This window comes from Nonomuraea sp. NPDC050540 (assembly GCF_044457485.1).
In the GTDB taxonomy this organism is placed as follows: domain Bacteria; phylum Actinomycetota; class Actinomycetes; order Streptosporangiales; family Streptosporangiaceae; genus Nonomuraea.
Map to the genome: position 1 here is coordinate 69,181 of NZ_JBITHA010000006.1, position 22,318 is coordinate 91,498.

Genomic DNA, 22,318 nt, shown 5'->3' on the forward strand with positions numbered 1-22,318 from the left:
TGCGCCATCCCCGGGACGTCAACGACGCTGAAGGGGTGACTCCACGACCACGTGTCGCCTTCGTCATCTTCGAGGGCTTCCAGCCGCTGGACCTGGCCGGCCCGTACGAGGTGTTCAGCTATCCGGGTGAGTACCTGTGCCAGATCGTGGCCGCCGAATCCGGGCCTGTGCGCTCCGCCGGCGGCCTGTGCGTCCAGGCGGGGCACGGTGTCGGCGACCTCGACCCATACGGCGTCGACACGCTGATCGTCGTCGGCGGCAACGGCGTGGACAGGGCACGGCACGACAGCGCTCTGACCCGGTGGATCGCCGCCGCCGGGACGTCCGCGCGGCGTGTGGCCTCTGTCTGCAGCGGCGTGTTCCTGCTCGCCGCGGCCGGCCTGCTGGAGGGCCGCCGGGTCACCACGCACTGGCGCAGAGAAGATCAGCTTGTCCGGGAGCATCCCGAAGTGATCGTGGACTGCGATCCGATCTTCATCCGGGACGGTCGCGTGTGGACCTCAGCGGGGGTGAGCGCGGGGATGGACCTCGCGCTCGCGCTGGTCGAGGACGATCTCGGACGGCGCGTCGCCCACGACGTGGCCCGCGAGATGGTGCTGTTCCTGCGCCGTCCTGGCAGCCAGTCGCAGTTCAGCGTGCCGTTGTGGTCCACGCAGCCCGCCAGCGACCGGATCCGTGTGGTGGTGGAGGCGATTCACGCCGATCCGGGCGCCCGGCACGGCCTGCGGGAGCTGGCCGCCCGTGCCGGGCTGAGCCCGCGTCACCTGCAGCGGCGCTTCAGCGCCGAACTCGGCGTGCCGCCCGCGACGTACGTGGAGCGGGTACGGGTCGAGGCGGCGGGCCGGGCCCTGGTCGAGGGTGACGAACCGGTCGAGGTGGTCGCCCGGCGAAACGGTTTCGGCACGGCGGAGTCGCTGCGCCGTACGTTCCACCGCCATCGTGGAGTTGCGCCATCCGAATACCGGGACCGATTCCGATCCGCGAAGGAGTACGCATGACGAGCTACGGGTTGCTGATCTTCGAGGGTGCGGAGGAGCTGGACTTCGCCGGGCCCTGGGAGGTGTTCACCGCTTCGGCCATGCTCCGCGACCAGGGTGACACCGCCGTGCTGATCGCCGAGCGGGAAGGCCCGGTTCGTTGTGCCAAGGGCATGCGCGTGCTCCCCGATCACACGCTGGACGACCACCCGCCGCTGGATGTCCTGCTGGTGCCCGGCGGCATGGGCACCCGCCGGGAGGTGGGCAATCCGGCGGTGACCGGCTGGATCACCAAGGTCTCCGCCGAGGCGGCCTGGGTGACCGGCGTCTGCACCGGCGCGCTGCTCCTGCACGAGGCAGGACCGGCACGCAACCGCCGTGTCGCCACCCATCACGCGTTCGAGGACACGCTCCAGGCCCGTGGAGAGATCACCGTCGTGCGTGACGCGCGATATGTCGTCGACGGCAACCTCGTCACCAGCCAGGGCGTCTCGGCCGGAATCGACATGGCGCTGTGGCTGATCGGCCGCCTGCACGGCCGCGACCACGCGCGTGCGGTCCGCCGCTACATCCAGTACGAGCCCGCGCCGCCCTACCTCGCCGACGAGCCCACCGCCTGAGAAGGTCGACGCCGGAATCGACGTGACGGCGGCGTGATCACGTTGCCCGCAGCCGCTGTCCCGCACTCCCGGATACAGACGCGGATCTCCCGCGCCACGCCGCAGCGGGATGACGCGCGGCGACACGTCATCCATCCAGCCTCCGTCGGCGAAGTATGGAAGGACACATCGGACCGACGGAGGGGCTTCACATGCGTACCGTCATCAGGTTTGCCGTCATGCTCGCCGGGCTGGTCATCGTCGCCTCGACGGCAGCCGCCGCTTCGGCCGCGACGGCCATCGAGTACGGGCTCATCTTCTGACCCATGCGACCGATTCTCGGCGCTCGCCCGCGACGTCGAAGCGGCGCTGGCCGAGGTCGCGATGCCGCTGGGCTTCCACGCCGAGGTGCTGGGCGAGTACGCCGAGCGGCAGGCCGCCCAGCAACGCCTGTTCGGATACGCCGTCCTCGCGCTCGTCGTCGTGCTGATCCTGCTCAACCTGTCCTTCCGTAGCTGGCGGCTGGCCGTCCTCAGCCTGGCCACCCTGCCCGTGGCCCTGGTCGGCGGTGTCCTGGCCGCCTACCTCGGGGACGGCATCGTCTCGCTGGGCGCGCTGGTCGGGTTCTTCACCGTCATGGGCATCGCCGCCCGCAACGGCATCCTCATGATCAACCACTTCCAGCACCTGGAAGAGCAGGAGCACGAACCCTTCGGGGTCGCCCTCGTGCTGCGGGGCGCGCGCGAGCGGCTGTCGCCGATTCTCATGACCGCGCTCGCCGCCGGGCTGGCGGTGCTGCCGCTCGTCATCATGGGTGACATCCCCGGGCACGAGATCGAACACCCGCTGGCCGTCGTCGTGCTGGGCGGACTGTTCACCTCCACCCTGCTCAACCTCTTCGTCACCCCGTCGCTCTACCTGCGCTTCGCCAAGCGCAGGCGAGACCGGGTCGCCGCCTGAGACCCGGACCGGGCATCTCCTGCTCCGCGCGGACCAGGAGATGCCCGGCACTCTTCCACCCGCGCCGGTCCGTACTCACCCCTGCTTCCCCACCCAGGGGACCGCACCTCGCATACCCGGGGGGAGACTTGATCCATCGTGGTCGTTGGTCGGGCAGCCTTTGACTCCCTCAGATCCACGGCAGATCGACGGCTTCCGGCTGAGCGAGGTTCTGGGCCGGGGCGGACAGGGGTCGGTGTATCTCGCGGAGGACTCCGCCGGAGGCAAGGCGGCGGTCAAAGTGCTGCGCACCTCCTTCGCCGGGCAACCGGCCGCTCTGCGCCGCTTCACGCGGGAGGCCGAGACCACCGTCATGATCGTGACCATGCTCTCTGGAGTGCTGATCATCTTGTGGCTGGTGGTGCTGAGCATCCTGCTGATCCGCAGCGCCGCGAGCAGACCCGCCCGCGCTGCCACCGCGTGATCCCGAGCGCGTCGACCACGACATCCATGCGCTCGGAGTGCCCCGCACTCTCGGACAAGACCGCCGGCGGCCCTCCTTCACCGTGCTGGGCGAGGGGAGAGCGTTCTGCCTTCGGATCGTCTGACGAGGCCCAGCACCGCGAGGACGCACACCAGCCCCAGCATCCCTCCCCCGTAGATGACCTGGTGGACGGGGAAGAACTCGGCCGCCAGCCCGGCCAGCGCCATGCCGAGCCCCTGGGCCGTCATCAGCCCGGCCGTCATGACCGTCATCGCCCTGCCCCGCAGTTCCTCCGGCACGGCCGCCACGAACCACTGGTCGAGCCCGAGCGTGTACGCGATCCCGAACCCGGTCATGACCTGCAGCAGCAGCGCCCACCCCGGCCCCGGCTCGAACACGTATCCCAGCGCGGGCACCGAGGAGAACAACGCCACGGGCAACGTCAGCCGGGCCCGGCCACGCGGCCCGAGCAGCGACCCCGCCAGGCTCTGGCTCAGGATCGCCCCGATCGGCATCCCGCACATCAGCAGCCCGAGCCAACCGGGCGCCAGGCCTTCGCCGTACGGGATCATGAGGGCCTCGGAGACGACGACGAACATCGGCGGCACCCAGGCCAGCAGCAGCAGCGCCCGGATGCGCCGGTCGGCGAACAGCAGCCGCAGCCCCGACAGCGAGGAGCGCAGCAGCGTCCCGCCCGAGCCCGGCCTGGCCGGGCGGGCGAGCGTGCCGAGACGCAGCAGCAGCGCGGAGCCGAGAAAGGTCACGACCGTCACCACGAGTACGGCTCGCGCCGACGCGAGCCCCAGCAGCAGCCCGCCCACCCCGAACCCCACGAGCTGCCCGCTCTGCCCGACGATCCGGATGACGGAGCGCCCGAGCACGAACAGTTCGCCGTCGCCCAGGATGTCGCCCAGCGTCGCCGCCCTGGTCCCCTGGAAGACGGGTGCCACGGCGGCGGTAACCACGCGCAGCGCCAGCAGCGCCACGACCGGCATCCCGGGCGCCGCCATCCCCAGCGCGCAGGCCGCGCAGATCAGGTCGCAGACGACCAGCACCCGCCGGGCGGGGAAACGGTCGGCGACGGAGGAGAGCAACGTGCCGCCGAGCGCGTACGGGAGCAGCCCGAGCGCGAAGGTGAGCGCGCTGAGCAGCGGCGACCCGGTGATCCCGTAGACCAGGACCGACAGCGCGATCTCGGCGACGACGACGCCGAGCGTCGACAGCGCGTGCGCGGCGAAGACGGCGCGGAACTCGCGGACGGCGAAGACGGCTCGATATCCCATCCCGACAGGCTGCGAGCGGGCCCGGACCGTCTTCTACTCTTTCGTGCACAGGCGAATCACCTGAAGGGGGGACCGTGCGGCTGGAGTTCGGCGCCGACGACCTGCTGCGCTGCCGGTTCGCGATCTCGCCGCTGTGCGAGACGCACGAGGCGGTACGGATGCTGCGGCGCGGCAGCCGCCACGGCTACCACCAGCCGTGGCTGCGGCGGATGCGGGCCGCGACGGAAGGGCTGGACCTGTCGGATCTGTGGCTGTTCATGCCGGACGGCGGCTACATCCCCGACTTCCTCGGCCCGCCGCCGGCCACCCCGGACACCTCGTTCGAGCAGGAACTGGCGCGGCTGCGGGCCACCGATCCGGTGCTCGCCCGCGAGGAGATGGTCCGCTCCCTCGGCGGCAGGGCGCGCTCGTCGCGGGCCCGCAGGATGCTGGACGACCCCGAGTGGGCGGTACGGCGGCTCGCCGACCTGACCGAACGGGTGTGGACGGAGCTGGTCGCCCCGGACTGGCCGCGGCTGTCGGCGCTGCTCGAGGCCGACATCGCCTACCGTTCACGCAAACTCGCCGAGGGCGGCCTGGAGCGCGCGCTGGCCGACCTGCACACCTCGGTGCGCTGGTCGGAAGGCTCGCTGACGCTGCGCGACTCCCGCGGCCCCGACCGCGACCTGCGCGGGCGGGGCGTGCTGCTGATGCCGAGCGTGTTCGTCTGGCCGGACGTGGTGAGCGGCTTCGCGCCGCCGTGGCAGCCCGCGCTGATCTACCCGGCGCGCGGCATGGCCGGGCTGTGGGAGCCGATGGCGGCGCGGCGGGAGCTGGCGGGGCTGCTCGGCGCGAACCGGGCGGCGATCCTCTCCGGGCTCGACGAGCCCGCCTCGACGACCGGGCTGGCGCACCGGCACGGGCTGGCGCCCTCGACGGTCTCGGCGCACCTGTCCGTGCTGCGCGAGGCCGGACTGCTCGACTCACGCCGCGACAGCCTCCAGGTGCTGTACGAGCGGACGCCGCTGGGTGAGGCACTGGTCAGACGAGGAACTCGCGGCCAAGATCGGCGATGAACCCGGCCCGCCCCGCCCGGAGACCCCGGCCGCGGCCGCCATGCCGTACACGCGACCGGAGACGGCGGACCGCCGGACGACCACGGCGAAGTCAGGCCCGGGAGACCTCGCCCCGAGTTTCATCACACCCGCGAAAGCCAGCATTTCTCACGGCGGCCACCCCGACACGTGTCATCGCCGACCTCGGCCATAGAGTGTCCGGGTGATCCTGGAGCTTCCCCCGGGTGAGTTCGGCGCCTATCTCTTCGACTGCGACGGGACCATCGCCGATTCCATGCCGCTGCGTTTTCTCGCCTGGCGACGGGCGTTGGGCGAGTGGGGATGCGAGCTTTCCGAGGAACTGTTCTACGCGTGGGCCGGTCGGACGGTGGCCGACATCATCACCGACCTTAATTCGAGCCAGGGGCTGGCCATGCCGGTGCAGGCCGTCGCCCGCCGCGGTGAGGAACTCTGCCAGGAGATGCTGCCCCGGTTGACTGCGGTGCCCGGTGTGCTGGAGCACATCGAAGCCGCGTTCGGCCGCATCCCGTTCGCTGTGGTGTCTGGTAGCGACCGTGCGTCGGTGACGGCGACGCTGACCGCCCTGGGGTTGCTCGGCAGGTTCGAGGTGATGGTCTGCGCCGGTGATTATCCGCGGGCCAAACCCGCCCCGGACCCGTTTCTGATGGCGGCCCGGCGGTTGGGCGTCGACCCGAGGCGCTGCCTGGTCTTCGAGGACGCCGACAACGGGATCCAAGCGGCTCAGGCGGCCGGCATGGCCTGGGTTCGCGTTCCACCGCCAGGGCGACGCTGACCCGGTGGACCCCCTGCTCAGGCCGGGGACGGCTTCGGGTGCTGCACGATGGAGGAGGTGGAGCGGACGACGCCGATCCCGGAGACGGCGCGGCCGTCGTTGTCCTTCCAGAGCTCGAAGTTGTAGCGGCCCGGACGCAGGCCGGTCCAGGTGTGCATCTGCCAGGAGCCGCACCCGAACCGGGCGGACGCGCCACCCGGGCGTAAGGCGATCCAGTACTCGATCATCCCGTTGGGGCAGGAGAAGTTCGCCCAGATCTCGAGATCGCCCTCCGTGTGCTGAGTCCACTCGCGCGAGGTCACCTGCTTGTACATGTTGGTGACCTTCCAGGGGAAGCCGCTGGCCGGGGACACCGGCGGAGAGGCCGAGGCGGGAGCCGCGTTCGCGGGACCCGGTTCCCGGCCGGAGAGCCAGAGGTATCCGGCGCCCCCGGCGACGATCACGACGGCGAGCGCGGCGGTCAGCGGGAGCCGCCAGGACCCGCTCCGCGGCGGCTCGCCGGCAGGTTCACCTGGAAGATCCAGGGATGATCCCCGCTCCCCGGCGATTGCGCGCCACCGGGCCTCCCAGACCTCCAGGTCCCCGCCGCAGGCCTCGACATACGAACGGACGAAGTCCAGCGGCGGCAGCTCCGCCGGATTCAGCCGCCGGGAGATGGTGCTGGAGTGGTAGCGCATCCGCTGCCCGACCTCCTGCAACGACATCTCGCCTCGCAGCCGGCGCAGATCGTCGACGAACTCCGCGACGGGACCCGTCTCGCGGTCGATCGGCTGATCCTTGCGTCCACCTCGCGACATGGCCCGCTCCGGGTTGTTGCGGTTGTTGTTGCTATTGATGCGCAGCCCAGAAGCGATGACAAGAGCAATCGGCTATGGCGAGCTAGCACTGTCCCCCAAACTCCCGACCAAAGGAGATGACGGATGTCAGGCCGAGTCCGGACACTGCTGGGCGCCCTCTCCATCATCGCGGCCACCCTGGCCCTCACACCGGCGGTGGCGTCCGCCGACAGCGTCCTGCACCGAGACGTCTATTCCTACGCCGGCGGCTACAAGATCAACCTCACGATCTTCGGGAACGCCGCCCAGGCCCGCGCCATGTGCGCCATCACCAACCTGCCGGAGTCGATGATCATCCGCGCCTGCCAGCTCCTCCGCAGCACCTCCGGTGGCGCCGGTACGGAAAGCGGCAACGGCTGGCAGAGGTACGCCCCCAGGGCCTACTCCAGGATGCTGGGGCTGGCCTGCGGCACCTCCTACCGCGTCTTCATCCGCTTCCAGGCCGTGAGCGCGAGTGCGCCGTCCACTGCCTACGGGACGTGGTGGCGCCCCTGCTAGAGGCCCACGGGTAGATGCTGGGCATTCGCTCAACGAGGTTGGGCGAATGCCCCACTTGACCTTGACACAGTGACAAGGCCTTCACTGTCGCCAAGGAGGTGGTTCCCATGACCATGATCTACAAGTCCCCAGAGGGCGAGCTCGAACTTCTCGACCACTACCGGCAGGTCCTGGACACCTGGCCGGTTCCCGCCGAGCACAGACGGGTACCGACTCGCGAGGGCGAGACCTTCGTCCTCGCCTCCGGCCCGCAGGACGCGCCGCCCCTGGTGCTGCTGCACGGCTCGGGCGCGAACACGTCGATGTGGCGAGCGGATATCGCCACCTGGTCGCGGCACTTTCGCACGTACGCGGTCGACCTCGTCGGCGAGCCGGGCCTGAGCGCGCCCTCGCGTCCCGCCCTGGACTCCGACGCCGTGGCCCTCTGGCTGGATGACGTGCTGGACGGGCTCCACGTCACCAGCGCCGCGTTCGCCGGCACGTCCCTCGGCGGCTGGACGGCCCTGGACTACGCGATCCGTCGTCCGGGACGCGTGACCCGCCTGGCCCTGATGTGCCCCGGTGGTGTGGGACGCCAGAAGGTCGGCTGGATCTTCAAGGCCCTCCTGGCCCGGCCCTTCCGGCGCGGCGGCCTCCGCGCGTCGGCCATGGCCGTCGCAGGACTGGACGCGGAGAAGGACCGGCGGGCGCTCGACGCCGTCGTCCTGACGTTCACCCACTTCAACCCGCGCAGGGAGAGGCTCCCGGTGTTCCCCGACGACGCGTTGCGCGGCCTCACCATGCCCGTCCTGGCCATCGTCGGCGGCCAGGACGCCATGTTCGACTCCCATCAGAGCGCGCGGCGCATCCGTGAGTGCGTCCCGCACGCGACCGTGACGCTGCTCCCCGAGACCGGTCACGCCATCTTTGGCCAGAGCGAGCCGATCGCCGATTTCCTCACCCAGGAGCAACCTTCGGTCTGGGGGACGTGAAGACCATGACCGCCACCAGCAGCATGGCGGCCGGCAATGCGTCCATCAGGAAGATCCAGGCATAGGAGAAGAGGTCGGCACCGCGGCCGCCCGCCACGCCCGAGCGGGAAAGGCGGCGGTGTACGAGCCCATAGCCCGCCCGCACCGCGATCGCGGCCGACAGTCCCTGAACGGCCCGGCCGCCGATCGGCCGCTCATTCTTCCCGGCGCAGCAGGAACGGCGATCCACGGAGCGTCGGCGCCTCCAGAGCACCGAACGCCCACAATCCCGGCCCGCCGGACATCGCGCGTACCCGCACCACGTCCTCGCGCCCCCCGGAGAGAGGGCGTTCGCGCGCCCATCGGCGTCCGTCGTAGTGCGCCAGCGTCACCTGGCCGCCGCCGGCCCACACGTGGCCGTCCGCGGTGACCGTGACGCTGAACAGCCTCAGATCCCAGCCGGGCAGTTCCACCCGCTTCCAGGCCGCGCCGTCATAGTGCATGACCAGCGGCTCGGCCGGGCGCGAGGCCGGGGCGGGCGTGGTGTCGCACTCCTCGCCCCCGCTCACCTCGCCCACCGCCCAGACGTCGTCCGGTGCCGCCTGCCACACGTCGTGCAGTGCCCCGCCGGGCACCCGCGGGATCCGCAGGGCGCGCACGCCCTGTCCGTCTCTCCGGTCCTGCGGGCTCTGTCCCATGATCAGCGGGGTGACGTTCCCGCACTTTTCGCTCCCGTACGGCTCCGCGCCCACCGCCCAGATCTGCCCCCGCTCCAGGCTCACCGCGTTGAGCACGCCGCTGGTCCCCTGGTCGAGCGTGAATTTCGTGCCGTCCCACTCCAGGATCAAGCGGCCCTGGGGAGCCTTGCCCACCATGACCACCCGCCCGTCCCCGGCGGCGAGACCGCTGATGTAGTGCCCGCGGGCGACGCCGAACGGCTCGTAGGTATGCCACTCACCGGCGTTCCATCGAGCGAGCGTGCCGCCGTTCGCGATCCACACGCCGCCGTCGCCGTCGCCGTCGAGGGCGTCGACGGAGATGAAGTCGTCCCGCGGCACAGCGATCTTGGTCCACGCCCTGCCGTCCCAGCGCATGAGCAGGGCGTCGCCGGGCTGGTCGTCGGCCGCGTCCTGGTAGCCGCCCGCCCAGGCCTCCCGGGGGCCGGTGACGCTCATCGCGCTCACCTCACCTCTGGCTTCGACCTTGGGAAACCCGGCCTTGGCCCACGGGTGGAGCGAGACGGGGACCTCGGTGGCCGAGGATGCCGGGGACCGTACCGGCTGAGGGGGTTGAGCGGTGCAGGCCGCCAGCGCGAGGCCGGCGACCGCCGCACCGAGCCGCCGTAAGGTGATCACAGAGCACAAACTAGCCGGAAAGCCGACCAGCGACGTCTTCCCGCGCACGGCTGCCGGAGCTGTCACCAAGGGATGGGACGAAGGAGCGCGGATGCACGCAGAGGGCCGGATCGAGCAGGCCAGGCTGGCCTATGAGCGGGCTGTCTTCGCCGGTGACCTCGGCGTGCTGCCCGAGGCGGAGCGGGGGCTGGACAAGGTCGAGGCCGATCTCGCGCTGGCTCGGGGCCGGATCCTGCATGCGCGGTTTCTGGAGGAACGTCGCGAGGATCCCCAGGAGCTTGCCTTGATGGAGCGTGCGGCGCACCTCTACCGGAGGCTCGGTGATGTGGCCGGAGAAGCCGAGGCGCTGTTCTGGGTGGGGTGCGTCCACCAGGTCATCCGGGGCGATGCCGATGCCGCGATCCCCCTGTTCGAACAGTCTCGCGAGTTGGCGCTGCAAGCCGGCGATCCGGGGATTCAATCCGAGGTGCTTCGCCACCTGGGCATCGCCGATCATTTCGCGGGCCGGTTGGACGCCGCCCGGGAGAAGCTGGAGGAGTCGGTACGGCTGCGCCGGGACATCGAGCATTGGGCGGGAGTCGCGGCCGACCAGGTCGGCCTGATCTACCTCGCCGCGGCACAGGGCCGCCGGGACGACGCGCTGGCGCTGGCGGAGGAAGCGTACGCGACCGCGGAGTCCTGCGGCGCCGCGCGCATCATGCGCCAGATCGACGAGGCACGAGCACAGCTTCAGACCCCGGAGACCTGATTTCCGAGAGGGTCGAAGCGAGTCTGCCTACCCCGCCGAGCTGCGCGGACGAGCGGTTGTCCGGTCAGCGGGTGCGTTGGCGCTGAGATCGGGCGGGCCACCCACGCCACCACCATCCCCGCGACGGGCGCCGTCGCCCTGTGCTACCGCCGCCCCTGAGCCGCGCGTCGCACCTTGGCGCGTTGGTCACGTGGGATCGTTGAGCGCCATGCGGGCGGCGCGCATCTCCGCGTACATCTCCCATGGTCCTTGCGGGAGGACGTGCCCCGTCTCCAGGAAGGTCTTGAGGTTGGCCAGCACGGACGGCCACCCGGCGGAGACCGAGACGTGTTCGTCGTGGTCGGCCAGGTTCTCGTGAGTGACGGTGAGCCGGACGATGTCGCCGTGCGGCTCGATGTCGAAGGTGACCCGGCCGGGGCCGCCGGGGCGCTCCTCGTTCGGGCCGCGCCGGGTGATCACCAGCCGCTTGGGCGGTGCGGTCTCCAGCACCGTGCCCACGAGGTCGACGATCCCGGAACCATCGGTGCGCGGGTGCTCCCAGGCCGAACCGACCTGCCAGTCGGAGACGTTGCGGTGCCCTGCCCAGTATTCGGCGGTCACGTCGGCGTCGGTCAGCGCGTGCCAGACTCGCTCCGGCGTGGCCTGGATGAAGGTGACGTACACGAAAGCCAGCTCGTCCGCCATGTCGTGCTCCTCTCCTCAGATCGCCCCTTACCTTGAGCTATCAAGGTACGCTAGAGACACCTACCTTGGCCTGTCAAGGTAGGGCGTGGATCAGGTTCTCCGCGAGATGACCATGATGTACTCGCAGGGAGCGTTCGTCCGGTTGGCGAAGCCGTGGTCCGCATCGGCCTGGAAGAACAGGGAGTCGCCTGCGTTCAGGGTCTCGCTGATCCCGCCGATCGCGACGGTGAGGGTGCCTTCGAGCACCACGAGCTGTTTCTCCGTACCCAGCGGATACGCGGGCAGCAGCCCGGTGGAGACCTGCGCGGGGAGGTGGTGGACGACCATCTCGGATCCTCCCGCGCCCGGGGCCGCTGACACGATGTGCCGCTCGAAGCCGGTTTCCGGGTCACGGAAAACGGGGCGATCGTTCTTGCGCATGACGATGGCCACACCGGACGCGGCAGCGGCCGGCGCACCGACCAGGTCCGAAAGCGACGCGTCGAGCGCGTGGGCGATCCTGGACGCGACGCCGATCGTCGGGCTCTTCTCGCCGCGTTCGACCTTGGACAACATCGCCCGGCTGACCGACGACCGCGTGGACAGCTGCTCCAGCGTCAGGCCCGCCTCCTCGCGGCGTCGCCGTACGTTGCCGCCGAACGCGCCGGCCAGGTCGTCACCGTGTTGTGGTTCGGCCACCGTGCTCCTCGATTGATGGGTACCTCGCTGCGACAGTGTATGGTTTCTCCTAAAGTAGATCTCATCTTCCATTGGAGATACCATGCGTTTGATCTCTCGTGGCCGGCTCCACACCACGTTCGAATTCGGCGATCTGCAGGTGGTCTCGTTGCGGGACGGGTACATCGACATGCCGCCGACACGGCTCCGCGACGAGGACGGGCGCACGCTCGATGAGCTGCCGGCCGCCGTCCCGCTGACCGGCGACAACCTGCGGCTGTCGGTCAACGCCTTCTTCGTCACCGACGGCACGCGATCGGTGCTCATCGACACCGGCGCGTCCAACGCCTGGCACGACCCCACCATGGGATTGATCTACGACGCGCTCGACGAAGCGGGAGTCGACCGCGCGCAGATCACCGATGTGGCCATCACCCACAAGCACGAAGACCACGTGAGCGGCCTGATCGCGCCGGACGGCTCAGAGGCGTTCGCCAAACTCGAGCGCGTGTGGATCGGCGCGGGCGACACCTCGGTGTTCACGGGGCGGCTCGAGCCGGTCCGCGACCGGGTCGTCCCCGTGTCGGAGAAGGCCGCGATCAACGACTGGATCACCGCGATCCCGACACCTGGCCACACCCCCGGTCACACCGTCTACGACGTCAGGAGCGGCACCGGTCACCTTCTCGCCTGGGGCGACACCGTGCACGTTCCCACGCTCCAGTTCGAGCAGCCGAACGTGTCCTGGGAGCTCGACGGCGACCAGTCCCAGGCCCGCGCCGCGCGAGCGGCCCTCCTCGAACGACTGACCCAGCCACACCACTTCGTGGCCGGCGCCCACCTCGACTCACCCGGCATCGCCCGCGTAACCCCCTCCGGCGACGGATATGCGCTGGAATACCTCGGCATCGACACGAAGGGATAGTTCGCGCGCCACTCCTCATTTCTCGTACGGCTCGGACTCGATCCGCAGCACGTTCGCGAACTGCCCGAACATCCAGTAGTAGCCGATGACTTGAATCAGCTCGACGATCTGGCGGTCGCTCAGTTCGGCCCGGACCGGTGCGAACACCGCGTCGTCCACCGGCAGCCCGCGCGCCACCGCCGTCGCGAAGGCGAGCACGGCCAGATCGAGACCGCTGAATCCGGAGTGGTCGCCGCGGTAGACCGCCTCGCGCTCGTCCGGCGTGATCGGCGCACCGGGCGGGTTGTGGCGGACGCGCAGATAGTCCGCGCCGAGCACGCGGGCGGTGGCGTTCGCCGCGAGTTCGCGCAGCCGCGCCGGCAGCTCCAGCTCTCTGATCTGCTGCAGACCCACCTGCATGAGCGTCGCCGCGCTCGCCTCGGAATGGGCGAGCATCATGAACAGATGGGAGTTCGGCGGCAACCTCGCGTGCCACTCCCGCAGATCGTCGGGTAAGGCGGACATGTCCGCGTACGGGATCCGGGCCATGCCCAGAGCCTAGGACAACGGGTGCCTACCGGGGCGAGGGCTTTCGGATGGGATGGCCGATGCCAAGATTCGAGGGTGGACATGACCGACATCACGCGCGCGATCGCGGCTGCGACTTCGGTCGCCGCATCGCTCGACCTGCCAGCCGGCGACGCCATCGTTCTCCACAACTCGAACAGGCTGGCGCTGCGGCTGACGCCGTGCGACGTCCTTGCCCGGGTCGCCCCTGCGGGGCATGAGGCCGCGCGGTTCGAGGTCGACCTCGCTCAACGGCTCGCCCGGGCCGGGTGCCCGACGGGGCTCCTGGACCCTCGGGTGGACCCACGTGTGTACACGCGCGATGGCTTCACCGTGACGCTGTGGACCTACTACGAACCCGTGACACCTCGCACCTCACCAGCCGACTACGCCAAGGCGCTGGAGCGGTTGCACGCCGGCATGCGCGAGGTCGACGTGCCGGGCCCGCGGTTCACGGATCGCGTCGAGGAGGCGGAAGACGTGGTCGGCAACCCGCATCGCTCGCCAGAGCTCGCCGACGCGGACCGCGCGTTCCTCAGCGGCAGGCTGGGAAGCCTGCGGCGGACGATCGAGGACCGCGGCGCCGTGGAGCAACTGCTCCACGGCGAGCCGCATCCAGGCAATGTGCTCGCCACGATGAACGGCCCCTTGTTCATCGACCTTGAGACGTGCTGCCGTGGACCCGTCGAGTTCGATCTCGCCCATGTCACCGAGGCGGTCTGCGAGCACTATCCGAACGTTGACCACGGGCTGCTGGACGAGTGCCGGCAGCTCGTTCTCGCGATGGTCGCGGCCTGGCGCTGGGAACGTGGCGACCAGCTTCCGAACGGGAGGCGATTCGGAGAGGAACTCCTGCGCTCGCTGCGTGAAGGTCCCCCTTGGCCGACACTCGACACGATCACCGGGCGACTGGATGGAATCGCGCGAACCGAAGGGTTCTCCTGACGGGCTGCCCTGCTGTCAGCCTTTGGCCGGCTGGGCACAACCGCGGCCCTCCTCGCCCACCAGGCCGGCCTCCTCTGACCGGCAAGAGGCGCACCGCGACCCACCGGCTTGAGGTCACAGCAGTCGGTCGACCAGCCCGTCGACGTAGTCCGGGGCGAGCGGGCCCATGCCGAACAGGACGCGGATGTACATCGGGGCCAGGATGTGGTCCAGCACGCCGAACGCGTCGGGTGCGTGCTCGCCACGTTCGCGGGCGCGATCGAGCATGGACTGCAGTTGCCGGGTGCGTTCGGCGAAGAGGTCGTCGCGCGCCTGTGCGCCCTGGTGGCCTTTGCTGGACAGGGCGACGGCCAGGCGTACCACCGCCAGGCCGTCGGGTCCGGTGATCTCGCGGGCCACGTTGGCCGCGTAGGTGCGCAGGTCGCCGGCCAGGCTCCCGGTGTCGGGCATCGGCGACTGCGCGTTGAGGCGGGTGAGCGCCACGTCGGTGAGCAGGGTTTCCAGGCTGCCCCACCGGCGGTAGATGCTGCTGTCGGCCACGCCCGCGCGGGCCGCGACATCGCCGACGGTGAAGCCGCCGTAGCCACGCTCGCCGATCAGGTCGGTGACGGCCTGGTGCACCTCCGCGCCGACGCGGGCGCTGCGCCCGGCGGGCCGCCGGGCTCGCTGTCGCTCGTTCATGCCCTCACCTTAACGCAGTTCCGACTTGCGTTTACGAGACAACCCTTCCTACACTCGCCTAACGCAGCCACTAGCTGCTTTTAGAGCAACCAACGATGGAGAGGAATCCCCGTGGCCGCGTCGCCCGCAGCCGCAGGCAGTCGACCGAACCGGGCCGTACTGCTCACGGTGACCTGCCTGGGCCAGTTCATGGTCCTGCTCGACAACACGATCGTCGGAGCAGCGCTGCCCGACATGCAGCACCGGCTGCACACTCAGCTGACCGGTCTGCAATGGATCGTCGACGCGTACGTCCTGCTGGTCGCCATGCTGCTGCTGTCCGGCGGTGTCTTCGCCGACCGGTTCGGCCGCAAGCGCGTGTACCTGACCGGCGTGGCGGTGTTCACCATCGCGTCGGTGCTGTGCAGCCTCGCGCCCTCGGTCGGCTGGCTGGTCGCCGGCCGGGTACTGCAGGGCATCGGGGCCGCGGCGCTGAGCCCTGCCTCGCTGGCCCTGCTCGTCGCCGCCTACCCCGTGCCGCGAGAACGCGTCAAGGCGATCGGGCTGTGGGCCGGATTCAGCGGGATCGGCCTGGCCGCGGGCCCCGTGGCCGGCGGCATGCTGACCGAGGCCTTCGGCTGGCCCGCCATCTTCCTGGTCAATCTGCCCATCGGCGTGGTCCTTCTCCTGGTCGGCCTGCGCGGCCTTGACGAGACCCGCAATCCGGACGCCCCCGCGATCGATGTCGCGGGGACGGTGCTGTCCGTTCTGGGAGTGGGGGCGCTGACCTACGGGCTGATCGAGGGTGGCGCTCGCGGCTGGACGTCGCCGGTGATTCTGGGCAGCTTCGCCGCCGCGGTGATCCTCCTCGCCGCCTTCGTCACCGTCCAAGCGCTTCGTTCCGCTCCGATGCTGCCGCTGCGGCTGTTCCGGGAGCGGCTGTTCACCGTGTCCAACACCGCCATGGTCGTGGTGGGGTTCGCGCTCATGGGTTCGTCGTTCTTCTTCTCCCAGTTCTTCGTGTACGTCCAGGGGAGCTCGATCCTGCGCGCCGGCCTGCAGACCCTGCCGCTCTCCCTCGCCATGGTGATCGTCAGCCCGTACGCGGGCCGGCTCGCCGCCCGTTACGGCTTCCGCGTCGTGGTGACCACCGGCCTGGGCCTGGCCGGCCTGGGGCTGCTGGCGCTCGGCATGGTGCACGCCGACACCGGTTACGGGAACGTGTGGTGGCGGCTGGGAGTCGTCGGCATCGGCTTCGCCCTGACCATGTCCCCGCTGACGGGAGCCGCCATCCAAGCAGTCAGCCCGCAGGAGGGCGGCCTCGCGTCGGGCATCAGCAGCACCACCCGGCAGATCGGCGCGGTGCTCGGCGTGGCGGTACTCGGAGCCGTCGTCCGCGCCCAGCAGTCCGGCGGCGCTTCCTTCGAGACCGGCCTCAACAGCGCCTTCCTTACCGCCGGCACCGTCACGTTGGTCACCGCCGTGTTCACCGGCCTGTGGCTGGCGAAGTCCAGGCCCGCGGAGGACTCCGCCGCGCCGCAACGTTCCACCGAGCCGGATGCGGTCACCACCTCGAACAGCCGCTGACGGCGAGCGCCCCGCATTTCCGCCGACCTGGCTCATGGGAGCGGCTGCGACGAAGCCACAACGTTTCCCCAACGCCGTCCAGACATACTGAGCCCGGAGAGTCCGGCGAAAGGATGATCATGAAGCGTCTGGCCCGTCTGGTCGTGTTAGCCGCGGTCCCCGCCTTCGCGGGAGTGGCGCTCGCCGCGTCGCCCGCCCAGGCGGCACAACCTGGCTACACCTGCGCCGAGGTGCGCTCGGAACCCAACCCGTTGCAGCAGGTGGTGGCCACCGGGTGCACGCCCCGCAACGGAGCGCCACAGGAGGGCCTGGTCAGAGAGCTCTTCATCTCCTGGCCTGGGGGCCGCATCGAGTGCTTCAGCGGAAGGGCGGCTCCCAGCGGGGCCCATGTGACCGTTCGCGCGAGCGCGTGCAGGTGACGCCCCTGTCGCGGCACCCGCGCGCCGATCGAACGAGAACTGGCCGTCGAGGCGGCGCAGCGGCAGTGCCCAGCCCCGGGTGCGGCCCGGCGGCCGGAGGTGCAGCCGTCCCCGTCTCCCCTGCCAGCAGGCGACCATCACGAAGGTGACGCTGACCAGCAGCGCCCAGGCTCCGAACTTGGCCGGATGGACCAGCTGCCACGCCCCCCGCTGATGGGGGTACTGCCAGGCGCCCAGGTAGGTCGCGATGTTCTCCGCCACCCACAGGAAGAATCCGATGAGGACGAGCGACTGTGCCAGCGGCATCTGGTAGCGATGCTCGCCGACGGTGAAGTGCACCACCGTTCCCCACGTGGCCAGGACGAGCGCGAGGGCGAGCGGGATGCGCAGGTCGATCCACCAGTGCTGGGTGACGAAGTTCGCGTAGATCGCCAGTGCGACCAGTGTCACCGGCCTCGTTCTGTAGGCCACCAGGCGTAACGCGAAGATCCGCCAGGCCGCGCAGATGTAGCTGCCCACAGCGGCGTAGAGGAATCCGCTGTACAGCGGCACCCCGCCGAACTTGGTGAAGGCGTCCCCGGGATAGCTCCACGACCCGAACCTCACCTTGATCAGCTCGAAGGCCAGCCCGATCAGATGGAACCCGGCGATGACCACCGTCTCCTGGGTGCTCTCCCATCGCAGGGCACGGAAGATCACCGTCACGGCCACGGCGTAGACCAGCAGTGCGTCATAGCGCGGGATCGGCAGCGGCAGCACCGAAGAAGCGGCCAGGCCCGCGAACATGGCCACCGCGAATCGGCACGACCTGGCCTCGGCGCACGCGAAGCGGATCAGCTGGGCGGCAGAGAACGTCATGCCCTGTCCGAGCTCCCCCGCGACGCCGAAGTTCTGGGGGCATCGGGGAGGTTCTGTGCAGAAACGAGGAAGCCGGCACGGAGACTCACACCAGATCCTCGAACCTACCGGGCCGCCCTCTTGACCCTGGTCAGGGTGCGCTCCTATAGTCAGCCGCTAACCGTCTGGAAAGTATCCAGACGGTTGTGTTCAGGAGGAGCCATGTCCCCCAACCGCCGCGACGTCCTGCGCGGGCTCGGCCTGGCCGCGTTGGCCGCCCCCCTCGCCGCCTGCGCGACCGCGAGCCGTACCGCCGCTCCTGCCCCCTCCGCCACCGCCGCCGCGACGTCGGCGGCCAACCCGCTCGGCGTGCAGGCCGCAAGCCCGCTCGAAGTGGTCATCTTCAGCGGCGGCAACGGTGACAAGTACGCCGTCGACCTGCACGAGGCCGCCTACAGCAAGGCCTACCCGAACGCGAAGATCAAGCACGTCGCCACCCAGAAGGTCGGTACGCAGCTGCGCCCGCGCTTCATCGCCGGCGACGTCCCCGACGTGATCAACAATTCCGGGCCCGAGGCCCTGGACCTGCAGGCCCTCGTTCAGGAAGGCCACCTGGCCGACCTCACTCCGCTGTTCGAAGCCCCCTCGCTCGCCTTCCCCGGCAAGAAGGTCAAGGACACCCTCGTCGGCGGCGTCTACGAGAACTCCCTGATCGACGGCGTGCCCCGGGTGCTGCAGTACACCGTCGCCCACCGCGCCCTCTGGTACAACGCCAAGCTCTTCGAGGCCAAGGGCTGGACGGTGCCGAAGACCTGGGCCGAGTTCAACGCCCTCGGCGAGGAGGCCAAGAAGGCGGGCATCGCCCTGTTCGCCTACCCCGGCCAGGTCGGCCCCTTCTACCAGCTCTGGAATCTCGTCTACAGCGCCGCCAAGATCGGTGGCAACAAGGTCATCATCGACATCGACAACCTCGCCGACGGCGCCTGGACCGCCGAGCCGGTACGGCAGGCCGTCGCGGCCTGGGCGCAGATCCAGAAGGACTTCGGCGACAAGGCCTACTTCGGCCTCGACCACACGCAGACCCAGATCAAACACCTGCAGGACAAGGTGCTGTTCTACCCGTGCGGCTCCTGGCTGGAGAACGAGATGGCCAAGGACAGGCCGGACAGCTTCGAGTACGCCATCGCCCCCGTCCCCAGCATCGGCGCCGCCGACGCCATGCCGTACGAAGCGATCTTCGTCGGGGTGTCCGAGGCCTTCTTCGTCGGCGCCAAGGGCAAGAACCCCCAGGGCGGCCTGGAGTACCTGCGGTTGATGCTCTCCAGGGAAGGCGCGCGCGGATACACCGAGCTCACCAAGAACCTCACCGTGGTCAACGGCGTCGTCGACGGTCTCAAGCTCACCTCGGCGGTCAACAGCGCGGCCAAGGCCCAGGAGGCGGCGGGCCGGAACACCATCACCGACGCCCGCTTCGAGACCTGGTACAAGGAGCTGTTCGACTACGCCCAGACCCAGACCAACTCGGTCATGGCCGGGCGCAGCACCGCCGAGCAGTTCTGCGCGAACATGCAGAAGAAGGCGGACGAGCTCAAGAACGACTCCGCGATCACCAAGCAGACCCGGAGCGTCTGACCGATGCGGCGGCACGGCTTCGTCGCGGGGTTCCTGCTCCTGCCCGTCGCGCTCTACCTCGTCTTCGTGATCAGCCCGTACGCGCAGGCGTTCCAGATCGCGCTGACCGACTGGCGGGGCGTGTCGGCCGGGCTCAGCTACGTCGGGCTGGACAACTTCGGGCGGCTGTTCGGCAACGACGCCTTCTGGCAGGCGATCCGCAACCACGTGGTCCTGCTCGTCGCCATGCCGCTCGCCACCATCGCCCTGGCCCTGGCCTTCTCCTACCTGCTCAACGCGCAGGGCGGAGTCAAGGGCTCGGGCTTCTACCGGGTCGTCTTCTTCCTTCCTCAGGTGCTGGCGGTCGCGGTGGTCGGCGTGCTGTTCAAGGCCATCTACCGCCCCGACGCCAGCGGCGTGCTCAACGGCGCGCTGATGACGTTCGGGCTGGAGCCCGCCGGCTGGCTGACCGACCAGCGGCTCGCCCTCTGGTCGATCATCGCCGTCATGGTCTGGCAGGCGGTCGGCTTCTACGTGGTGCTCTTCTCCGCGGGCATGGCGGCCATCCCCAAAGACATCTTCGAGGCGGCCTCGCTGGACGGCGCCGGCCGGCTGACCCTGTTCTTCCGCATCACGCTGCCGCTGATCTGGGACACCGTCCAGGTCGGCTGGATCTACCTCGGCATCGCCGCCTTCGATGCGTTCGCCCTGGTCAACGTGCTCTCCATCGAGCAGGGCGGCCCCGACGGCGCCACCACGGTGCTGGCCACCGAGATCTACAAGAACGCCTTCGGCTACTCGCGCTTCGGCTACGCCTCGGCGATGGGCGTGGCGCTGTTCTTCCTCACCCTCACCTTCGCCGCGGTGACGATGCGGGTCACCAGGCGAGAGAGGATCGTGTACTGATGCGCCGCAGGCTCTTCGGCGGCCTGTCCCAGGCCGTGCTCGCCGTGTGGGCGCTGCTCATCATCGGCCCCCTGATCTGGACGCTGCTCGCCTCCTTCAAGAGCAACTCCGAGATCTTCGGCGACGCCCTGCAACTGCCCGGTGAGCTGCGCTGGGACAACTGGCTGCGGGCCTGGGAGAAGGCGAACGTCGGCACGTACCTGCTCAACACCGTGATCGTGGTCTTCTTCGGCGTGCTCGGCACCATGCTGCTCAGCTCGATGGCCGCGTACGTGCTGGCCCGCTACCGCTTCCCCGGGAACCGGGCGATCTACTTCCTGTTCGTCTCCGGGATGGCGTTCCCGGTCTTCCTGGCCCTCGTCCCGCTGTTCTTCGTGGTCGACGGGCTCGGCCTGCTCAACTCGCACGTCGGGCTGGTGCTGGTCTACATCGCGTACTCGCTGCCGTTCACCGTCTTCTTCCTGACCTCCTTCTTCCGCGGCCTGCCGGACGCGGTCGCGGAGGCGGCGATGATGGACGGCGCCTCGCACACCCGCACCTTCTTCCAGATCATGCTGCCCATGGCCAAGCCCGGCCTGGTCAGCCTGACCATCTTCAACGTGCTCGGCCAGTGGAACCAGTACCTTCTGCCGCTCGTGCTCCTGCCCGGCGACAAGAGCAAATGGGTCATCACCCAGGGCATCGCCGACATCTCCACCATCGCCGGATACGAGGCCGACTGGCCCGCTCTGTTCGCGGCCCTGAGCATGACGGTCCTGCCGGTCGTCGTCGCCTATATCGTCTTCCAGCGACACATCCAGTCCGGGCTGACCTCAGGAGCCGTGAAGTAAGCATGTCCACCGGGAACCCCACGGTCTTCCGCACCCTCAACGAACGCGCCGCACTCGAGCTCCTGCTCCGCCACGGCGGGCTCACCCGCGCCGAGCTGGAACTGCACACCGGCCTGTCCAAGGCGTCGGCCGCCGAGGTGCTGCGCCGTCTGGAGAACGGCGGCCTGGCACGCAAGGCCGGCACCAAGCCGGGCAACGCCGGGCCGGCCGCGCAGATGTGGGAGCTGGAGGGCGGCGCCGCGCTCGTCGCCGGGGCCGACCTGACCGCGAGCTCCGTGGAGGTCTCCGTCGCCGACCTGACCGGAACGACCCTGGGCCGCCACCGCGCCGAGGCGCCCGGCCCCGGGGCCGACGCCGTGGAGTTCCTGACCGCCGCGGTCGCCGCGGCCGCCGCCGAGGCCGGGCTCGGGCTCGGCGACCTCGACCAGATCGTGCTCGGCGTGCCCGGCATCGTCGAGGCCGGCGGGCAGCGGCTGCGCCAGGCGGTCCAGTTGTCCGGCTGGTCCCACCTCGACGACCTCGCCGACCTGTGCGACGCCCTCGGGGCCGACCGGTTCCGGCTGGAGAACGACGTCAACCTGGTCGCCATCCGCGAGCTGGCCGACCGCGAGGGACAGAGCTTCGTCCTGCTGTGGGTCGGCGGCGGCGTCGGCGCCGGGGCCGTGCTCGACGGCGCGCTCTGGCGCGGCGTCACCGGGCGCGGCGGCGAGGTCGGCTCCGTGACCGTGCCCGACCCGGCCCGCCGCGGCCGCCTCTACGGCCCGGAGGGCGGTCCCCTCGGCGCCCTGCTCGGCGCCGCTCCCCTCGCCGCCCTCGCCGCCGCCCACGACCTGCCCGTTTCCGCCGGCGGCGGGCTGGCCGAGGTGTCAGCCCTCCTGAGCGCCGGCACCTCCCGGGCCTTCCTCGACGACGTCGCCGCCCGCGTCGCGATCGCCGTCACGGCCGCCGTCGGCGTGCTCGATCCCGGCTGCGTCATCCTCTCCGGTCCCCTCTGCGCAGCCGGCGCCGAGCCGCTGCGCTCCCGCGTCGCCGCGCTGCTCGCCCCCACCGGACTGGCCCCGGTCACCGTGACCGCCGGCCGCGCCGGCGGTGGCAGCGTGCTCGAAGGTGCCGTCCGCTATGCCCTCGATCTGGCCCGCGAGCGGGTCTTCCATGCCGGTACGGCAGGCCGTACCGGCGAGCAAATCCCCTGAA

The 22,318-nt window shown here is 70.1% G+C and carries 23 protein-coding genes and 1 pseudogene; 16 read left to right on the forward strand and 8 right to left on the reverse strand.

Translation table 11 applies throughout. The features are described from left to right. The first annotated feature begins 35 nt into the window (after positions 1 to 35). The 4 genes and pseudogenes from ACIBI5_RS21480 (at position 36) to ACIBI5_RS21495 (ending at position 2,999) form a co-directional block, all read left to right on the forward strand. Positions 36 to 998 (forward strand): GlxA family transcriptional regulator, encoded by a 963-nt coding sequence (locus ACIBI5_RS21480; RefSeq protein WP_397249296.1) that lies wholly within the window; start codon positions 36 to 38, stop codon positions 996 to 998. Further along, positions 995 to 1,597 carry a DJ-1/PfpI family protein gene (locus ACIBI5_RS21485; protein ID WP_397249298.1) on the forward strand — a complete coding sequence of 201 codons (603 nt, stop codon included), beginning with the start codon at positions 995 to 997 and terminating at the stop codon, positions 1,595 to 1,597. The genes ACIBI5_RS21480 and ACIBI5_RS21485 overlap by 4 nt, the downstream gene beginning before the upstream one ends. Before the next feature lie 339 nt (positions 1,598 to 1,936). Further along, positions 1,937 to 2,536: pseudogene (locus tag ACIBI5_RS21490) on the forward strand (efflux RND transporter permease subunit); the annotation flags it as partial. Positions 2,537 to 2,696: 160 nt separating this feature from the next. Beyond that, the gene (locus tag ACIBI5_RS21495; RefSeq protein ID WP_397249300.1) at positions 2,697 to 2,999 is read left to right on the forward strand and encodes a hypothetical protein; all 303 of its coding nucleotides are present in this window, start codon (positions 2,697 to 2,699) and stop codon (positions 2,997 to 2,999) included. 77 nt (positions 3,000 to 3,076) lie between these two features. Here the strand turns inward: ACIBI5_RS21495 and ACIBI5_RS21500 are convergent, their stop codons facing one another. Beyond that, positions 3,077 to 4,282, reverse strand: a complete 1,206-nt coding sequence (locus ACIBI5_RS21500; RefSeq protein ID WP_397249302.1) for an MFS transporter — start codon at positions 4,280 to 4,282, stop codon at positions 3,077 to 3,079. Between the two features lie 74 nt (positions 4,283 to 4,356). On the opposite strand from ACIBI5_RS21500, the gene ACIBI5_RS21505 reads away from it, so the two are divergent. Continuing rightward, positions 4,357 to 5,337, forward strand: coding sequence for a DUF5937 family protein (locus ACIBI5_RS21505; RefSeq protein WP_397249304.1), 981 nt, complete (start codon positions 4,357 to 4,359; stop codon positions 5,335 to 5,337). Between the two features lie 202 nt (positions 5,338 to 5,539). Continuing rightward, positions 5,540 to 6,130, forward strand: a complete 591-nt coding sequence (locus ACIBI5_RS21510) for an HAD family hydrolase (protein WP_397249306.1) — start codon at positions 5,540 to 5,542, stop codon at positions 6,128 to 6,130. A gap of 17 nt (positions 6,131 to 6,147) precedes the next feature. On the opposite strand, the gene ACIBI5_RS21515 is transcribed toward ACIBI5_RS21510, so the two are convergent. Further along, a complete protein-coding gene (locus tag ACIBI5_RS21515; protein ID WP_397249308.1) occupies positions 6,148 to 6,927 on the reverse strand; it encodes a hypothetical protein in 780 nt (259 codons plus the stop codon). 123 nt (positions 6,928 to 7,050) lie between these two features. On the opposite strand from ACIBI5_RS21515, the gene ACIBI5_RS21520 reads away from it, so the two are divergent. Both ACIBI5_RS21520 and ACIBI5_RS21525 read left to right on the forward strand, forming a co-directional pair. Continuing rightward, positions 7,051 to 7,464, forward strand: coding sequence for a hypothetical protein (locus ACIBI5_RS21520; RefSeq protein ID WP_397249310.1), 414 nt, complete (start codon positions 7,051 to 7,053; stop codon positions 7,462 to 7,464). A 107-nt stretch (positions 7,465 to 7,571) separates the two neighbouring features. Then, positions 7,572 to 8,435, forward strand: a complete 864-nt coding sequence (locus tag ACIBI5_RS21525) for an alpha/beta fold hydrolase (RefSeq protein ID WP_397249312.1) — start codon at positions 7,572 to 7,574, stop codon at positions 8,433 to 8,435. 194 nt (positions 8,436 to 8,629) lie between these two features. On the opposite strand, the gene ACIBI5_RS21530 is transcribed toward ACIBI5_RS21525, so the two are convergent. Next, positions 8,630 to 9,769: a hypothetical protein gene (locus ACIBI5_RS21530; protein WP_397249314.1), complete on the reverse strand. Its 1,140-nt coding sequence runs from the start codon at positions 9,767 to 9,769 to the stop codon at positions 8,630 to 8,632. 91 nt (positions 9,770 to 9,860) lie between these two features. Between ACIBI5_RS21530 and ACIBI5_RS21535 the strand changes: the two genes are divergently transcribed. Beyond that, positions 9,861 to 10,517 (forward strand): tetratricopeptide repeat protein, encoded by a 657-nt coding sequence (locus tag ACIBI5_RS21535; RefSeq protein ID WP_397249316.1) that lies wholly within the window; start codon positions 9,861 to 9,863, stop codon positions 10,515 to 10,517. 186 nt (positions 10,518 to 10,703) lie between these two features. Here the strand turns inward: ACIBI5_RS21535 and ACIBI5_RS21540 are convergent, their stop codons facing one another. Both ACIBI5_RS21540 and ACIBI5_RS21545 read right to left on the reverse strand, forming a co-directional pair. Next, positions 10,704 to 11,201 carry an SRPBCC family protein gene (locus ACIBI5_RS21540; protein WP_397249318.1) on the reverse strand — a complete coding sequence of 166 codons (498 nt, stop codon included), beginning with the start codon at positions 11,199 to 11,201 and terminating at the stop codon, positions 10,704 to 10,706. A gap of 90 nt (positions 11,202 to 11,291) precedes the next feature. Continuing rightward, complete coding sequence (locus ACIBI5_RS21545; protein ID WP_397249320.1) at positions 11,292 to 11,951, reverse strand: helix-turn-helix domain-containing protein; 660 nt, start codon at positions 11,949 to 11,951, stop codon at positions 11,292 to 11,294. A 10-nt stretch (positions 11,952 to 11,961) separates the two neighbouring features. Here ACIBI5_RS21545 and ACIBI5_RS21550 point away from each other — a divergent pair, with 10 nt between their 5' ends. Beyond that, positions 11,962 to 12,783, forward strand: a complete 822-nt coding sequence (locus ACIBI5_RS21550; RefSeq protein ID WP_397249322.1) for an MBL fold metallo-hydrolase — start codon at positions 11,962 to 11,964, stop codon at positions 12,781 to 12,783. 15 nt (positions 12,784 to 12,798) lie between these two features. Here the strand turns inward: ACIBI5_RS21550 and ACIBI5_RS21555 are convergent, their stop codons facing one another. Next, a complete protein-coding gene (locus ACIBI5_RS21555) occupies positions 12,799 to 13,311 on the reverse strand; it encodes a carboxymuconolactone decarboxylase family protein (RefSeq protein WP_397249324.1) in 513 nt (170 codons plus the stop codon). An 81-nt stretch (positions 13,312 to 13,392) separates the two neighbouring features. On the opposite strand from ACIBI5_RS21555, the gene ACIBI5_RS21560 reads away from it, so the two are divergent. Beyond that, positions 13,393 to 14,274: a phosphotransferase gene (locus ACIBI5_RS21560; RefSeq protein WP_397250310.1), complete on the forward strand. Its 882-nt coding sequence runs from the start codon at positions 13,393 to 13,395 to the stop codon at positions 14,272 to 14,274. A 114-nt stretch (positions 14,275 to 14,388) separates the two neighbouring features. Here the strand turns inward: ACIBI5_RS21560 and ACIBI5_RS21565 are convergent, their stop codons facing one another. Further along, complete coding sequence (locus ACIBI5_RS21565) at positions 14,389 to 14,955, reverse strand: TetR/AcrR family transcriptional regulator (RefSeq protein WP_397249326.1); 567 nt, start codon at positions 14,953 to 14,955, stop codon at positions 14,389 to 14,391. 111 nt (positions 14,956 to 15,066) lie between these two features. On the opposite strand from ACIBI5_RS21565, the gene ACIBI5_RS21570 reads away from it, so the two are divergent. Further along, positions 15,067 to 16,521 carry an MFS transporter gene (locus ACIBI5_RS21570; RefSeq protein ID WP_397249328.1) on the forward strand — a complete coding sequence of 485 codons (1,455 nt, stop codon included), beginning with the start codon at positions 15,067 to 15,069 and terminating at the stop codon, positions 16,519 to 16,521. Positions 16,522 to 16,667: 146 nt separating this feature from the next. Here ACIBI5_RS21570 and ACIBI5_RS21575 read toward each other — a convergent pair whose 3' ends face one another. Continuing rightward, positions 16,668 to 17,798, reverse strand: a complete 1,131-nt coding sequence (locus ACIBI5_RS21575; RefSeq protein WP_397249330.1) for a DUF817 domain-containing protein — start codon at positions 17,796 to 17,798, stop codon at positions 16,668 to 16,670. A 201-nt stretch (positions 17,799 to 17,999) separates the two neighbouring features. Between ACIBI5_RS21575 and ngcE the strand changes: the two genes are divergently transcribed. From ngcE to ACIBI5_RS21595, 4 genes are read left to right on the forward strand one after another with little or no spacing between them, the layout of a single operon-like run. Next, the gene (gene ngcE / locus ACIBI5_RS21580; protein ID WP_397249332.1) at positions 18,000 to 19,409 is read left to right on the forward strand and encodes an N-acetylglucosamine/diacetylchitobiose ABC transporter substrate-binding protein; all 1,410 of its coding nucleotides are present in this window, start codon (positions 18,000 to 18,002) and stop codon (positions 19,407 to 19,409) included. A gap of 3 nt (positions 19,410 to 19,412) precedes the next feature. Beyond that, on the forward strand, positions 19,413 to 20,294 hold the full coding sequence (locus ACIBI5_RS21585) for a carbohydrate ABC transporter permease (RefSeq protein WP_397249334.1): 882 nt from the start codon (positions 19,413 to 19,415) through the stop codon (positions 20,292 to 20,294). After that, on the forward strand, positions 20,294 to 21,124 hold the full coding sequence (locus ACIBI5_RS21590) for a carbohydrate ABC transporter permease (protein WP_397249336.1): 831 nt from the start codon (positions 20,294 to 20,296) through the stop codon (positions 21,122 to 21,124). Before ACIBI5_RS21585 ends, ACIBI5_RS21590 begins: the two co-directional genes overlap by 1 nt. Before the next feature lie 2 nt (positions 21,125 to 21,126). Continuing rightward, positions 21,127 to 22,317 (forward strand): ROK family protein, encoded by a 1,191-nt coding sequence (locus ACIBI5_RS21595; RefSeq protein ID WP_397249338.1) that lies wholly within the window; start codon positions 21,127 to 21,129, stop codon positions 22,315 to 22,317. The last annotated feature ends 1 nt before the right edge of the window (position 22,318 follow it).

What these genes read in the sequence shown, in the direction of transcription:
- ACIBI5_RS21485 (WP_397249298.1), top strand. Translation starts at nt 995, where the DNA reads ATGACGAGCTACGGGTTGCTGATCTTCGAGGGTGCGGAGGAGCTGGAC.
- ACIBI5_RS21500 (WP_397249302.1), bottom strand. Translation starts at nt 4,282, where the DNA reads ATGGGATATCGAGCCGTCTTCGCCGTCCGCGAGTTCCGCGCCGTCTTC.
- ACIBI5_RS21515 (WP_397249308.1), bottom strand. Translation starts at nt 6,927, where the DNA reads ATGTCGCGAGGTGGACGCAAGGATCAGCCGATCGACCGCGAGACGGGT.
- ACIBI5_RS21520 (WP_397249310.1), top strand. Translation starts at nt 7,051, where the DNA reads ATGTCAGGCCGAGTCCGGACACTGCTGGGCGCCCTCTCCATCATCGCG.
- ACIBI5_RS21525 (WP_397249312.1), top strand. Translation starts at nt 7,572, where the DNA reads ATGACCATGATCTACAAGTCCCCAGAGGGCGAGCTCGAACTTCTCGAC.
- ACIBI5_RS21535 (WP_397249316.1), top strand. Translation starts at nt 9,861, where the DNA reads ATGCACGCAGAGGGCCGGATCGAGCAGGCCAGGCTGGCCTATGAGCGG.
- ACIBI5_RS21540 (WP_397249318.1), bottom strand. Translation starts at nt 11,201, where the DNA reads ATGGCGGACGAGCTGGCTTTCGTGTACGTCACCTTCATCCAGGCCACG.
- ACIBI5_RS21545 (WP_397249320.1), bottom strand. Translation starts at nt 11,951, where the DNA reads ATGGAAGATGAGATCTACTTTAGGAGAAACCATACACTGTCGCAGCGA.
- ACIBI5_RS21550 (WP_397249322.1), top strand. Translation starts at nt 11,962, where the DNA reads ATGCGTTTGATCTCTCGTGGCCGGCTCCACACCACGTTCGAATTCGGC.
- ACIBI5_RS21555 (WP_397249324.1), bottom strand. Translation starts at nt 13,311, where the DNA reads ATGGCCCGGATCCCGTACGCGGACATGTCCGCCTTACCCGACGATCTG.
- ACIBI5_RS21560 (WP_397250310.1), top strand. Translation starts at nt 13,393, where the DNA reads ATGACCGACATCACGCGCGCGATCGCGGCTGCGACTTCGGTCGCCGCA.
- ACIBI5_RS21565 (WP_397249326.1), bottom strand. Translation starts at nt 14,955, where the DNA reads ATGAACGAGCGACAGCGAGCCCGGCGGCCCGCCGGGCGCAGCGCCCGC.
- ACIBI5_RS21575 (WP_397249330.1), bottom strand. Translation starts at nt 17,798, where the DNA reads ATGACGTTCTCTGCCGCCCAGCTGATCCGCTTCGCGTGCGCCGAGGCC.
- ngcE (WP_397249332.1), top strand. Translation starts at nt 18,000, where the DNA reads ATGTCCCCCAACCGCCGCGACGTCCTGCGCGGGCTCGGCCTGGCCGCG.
- ACIBI5_RS21585 (WP_397249334.1), top strand. Translation starts at nt 19,413, where the DNA reads ATGCGGCGGCACGGCTTCGTCGCGGGGTTCCTGCTCCTGCCCGTCGCG.
- ACIBI5_RS21590 (WP_397249336.1), top strand. Translation starts at nt 20,294, where the DNA reads ATGCGCCGCAGGCTCTTCGGCGGCCTGTCCCAGGCCGTGCTCGCCGTG.
- ACIBI5_RS21595 (WP_397249338.1), top strand. Translation starts at nt 21,127, where the DNA reads ATGTCCACCGGGAACCCCACGGTCTTCCGCACCCTCAACGAACGCGCC.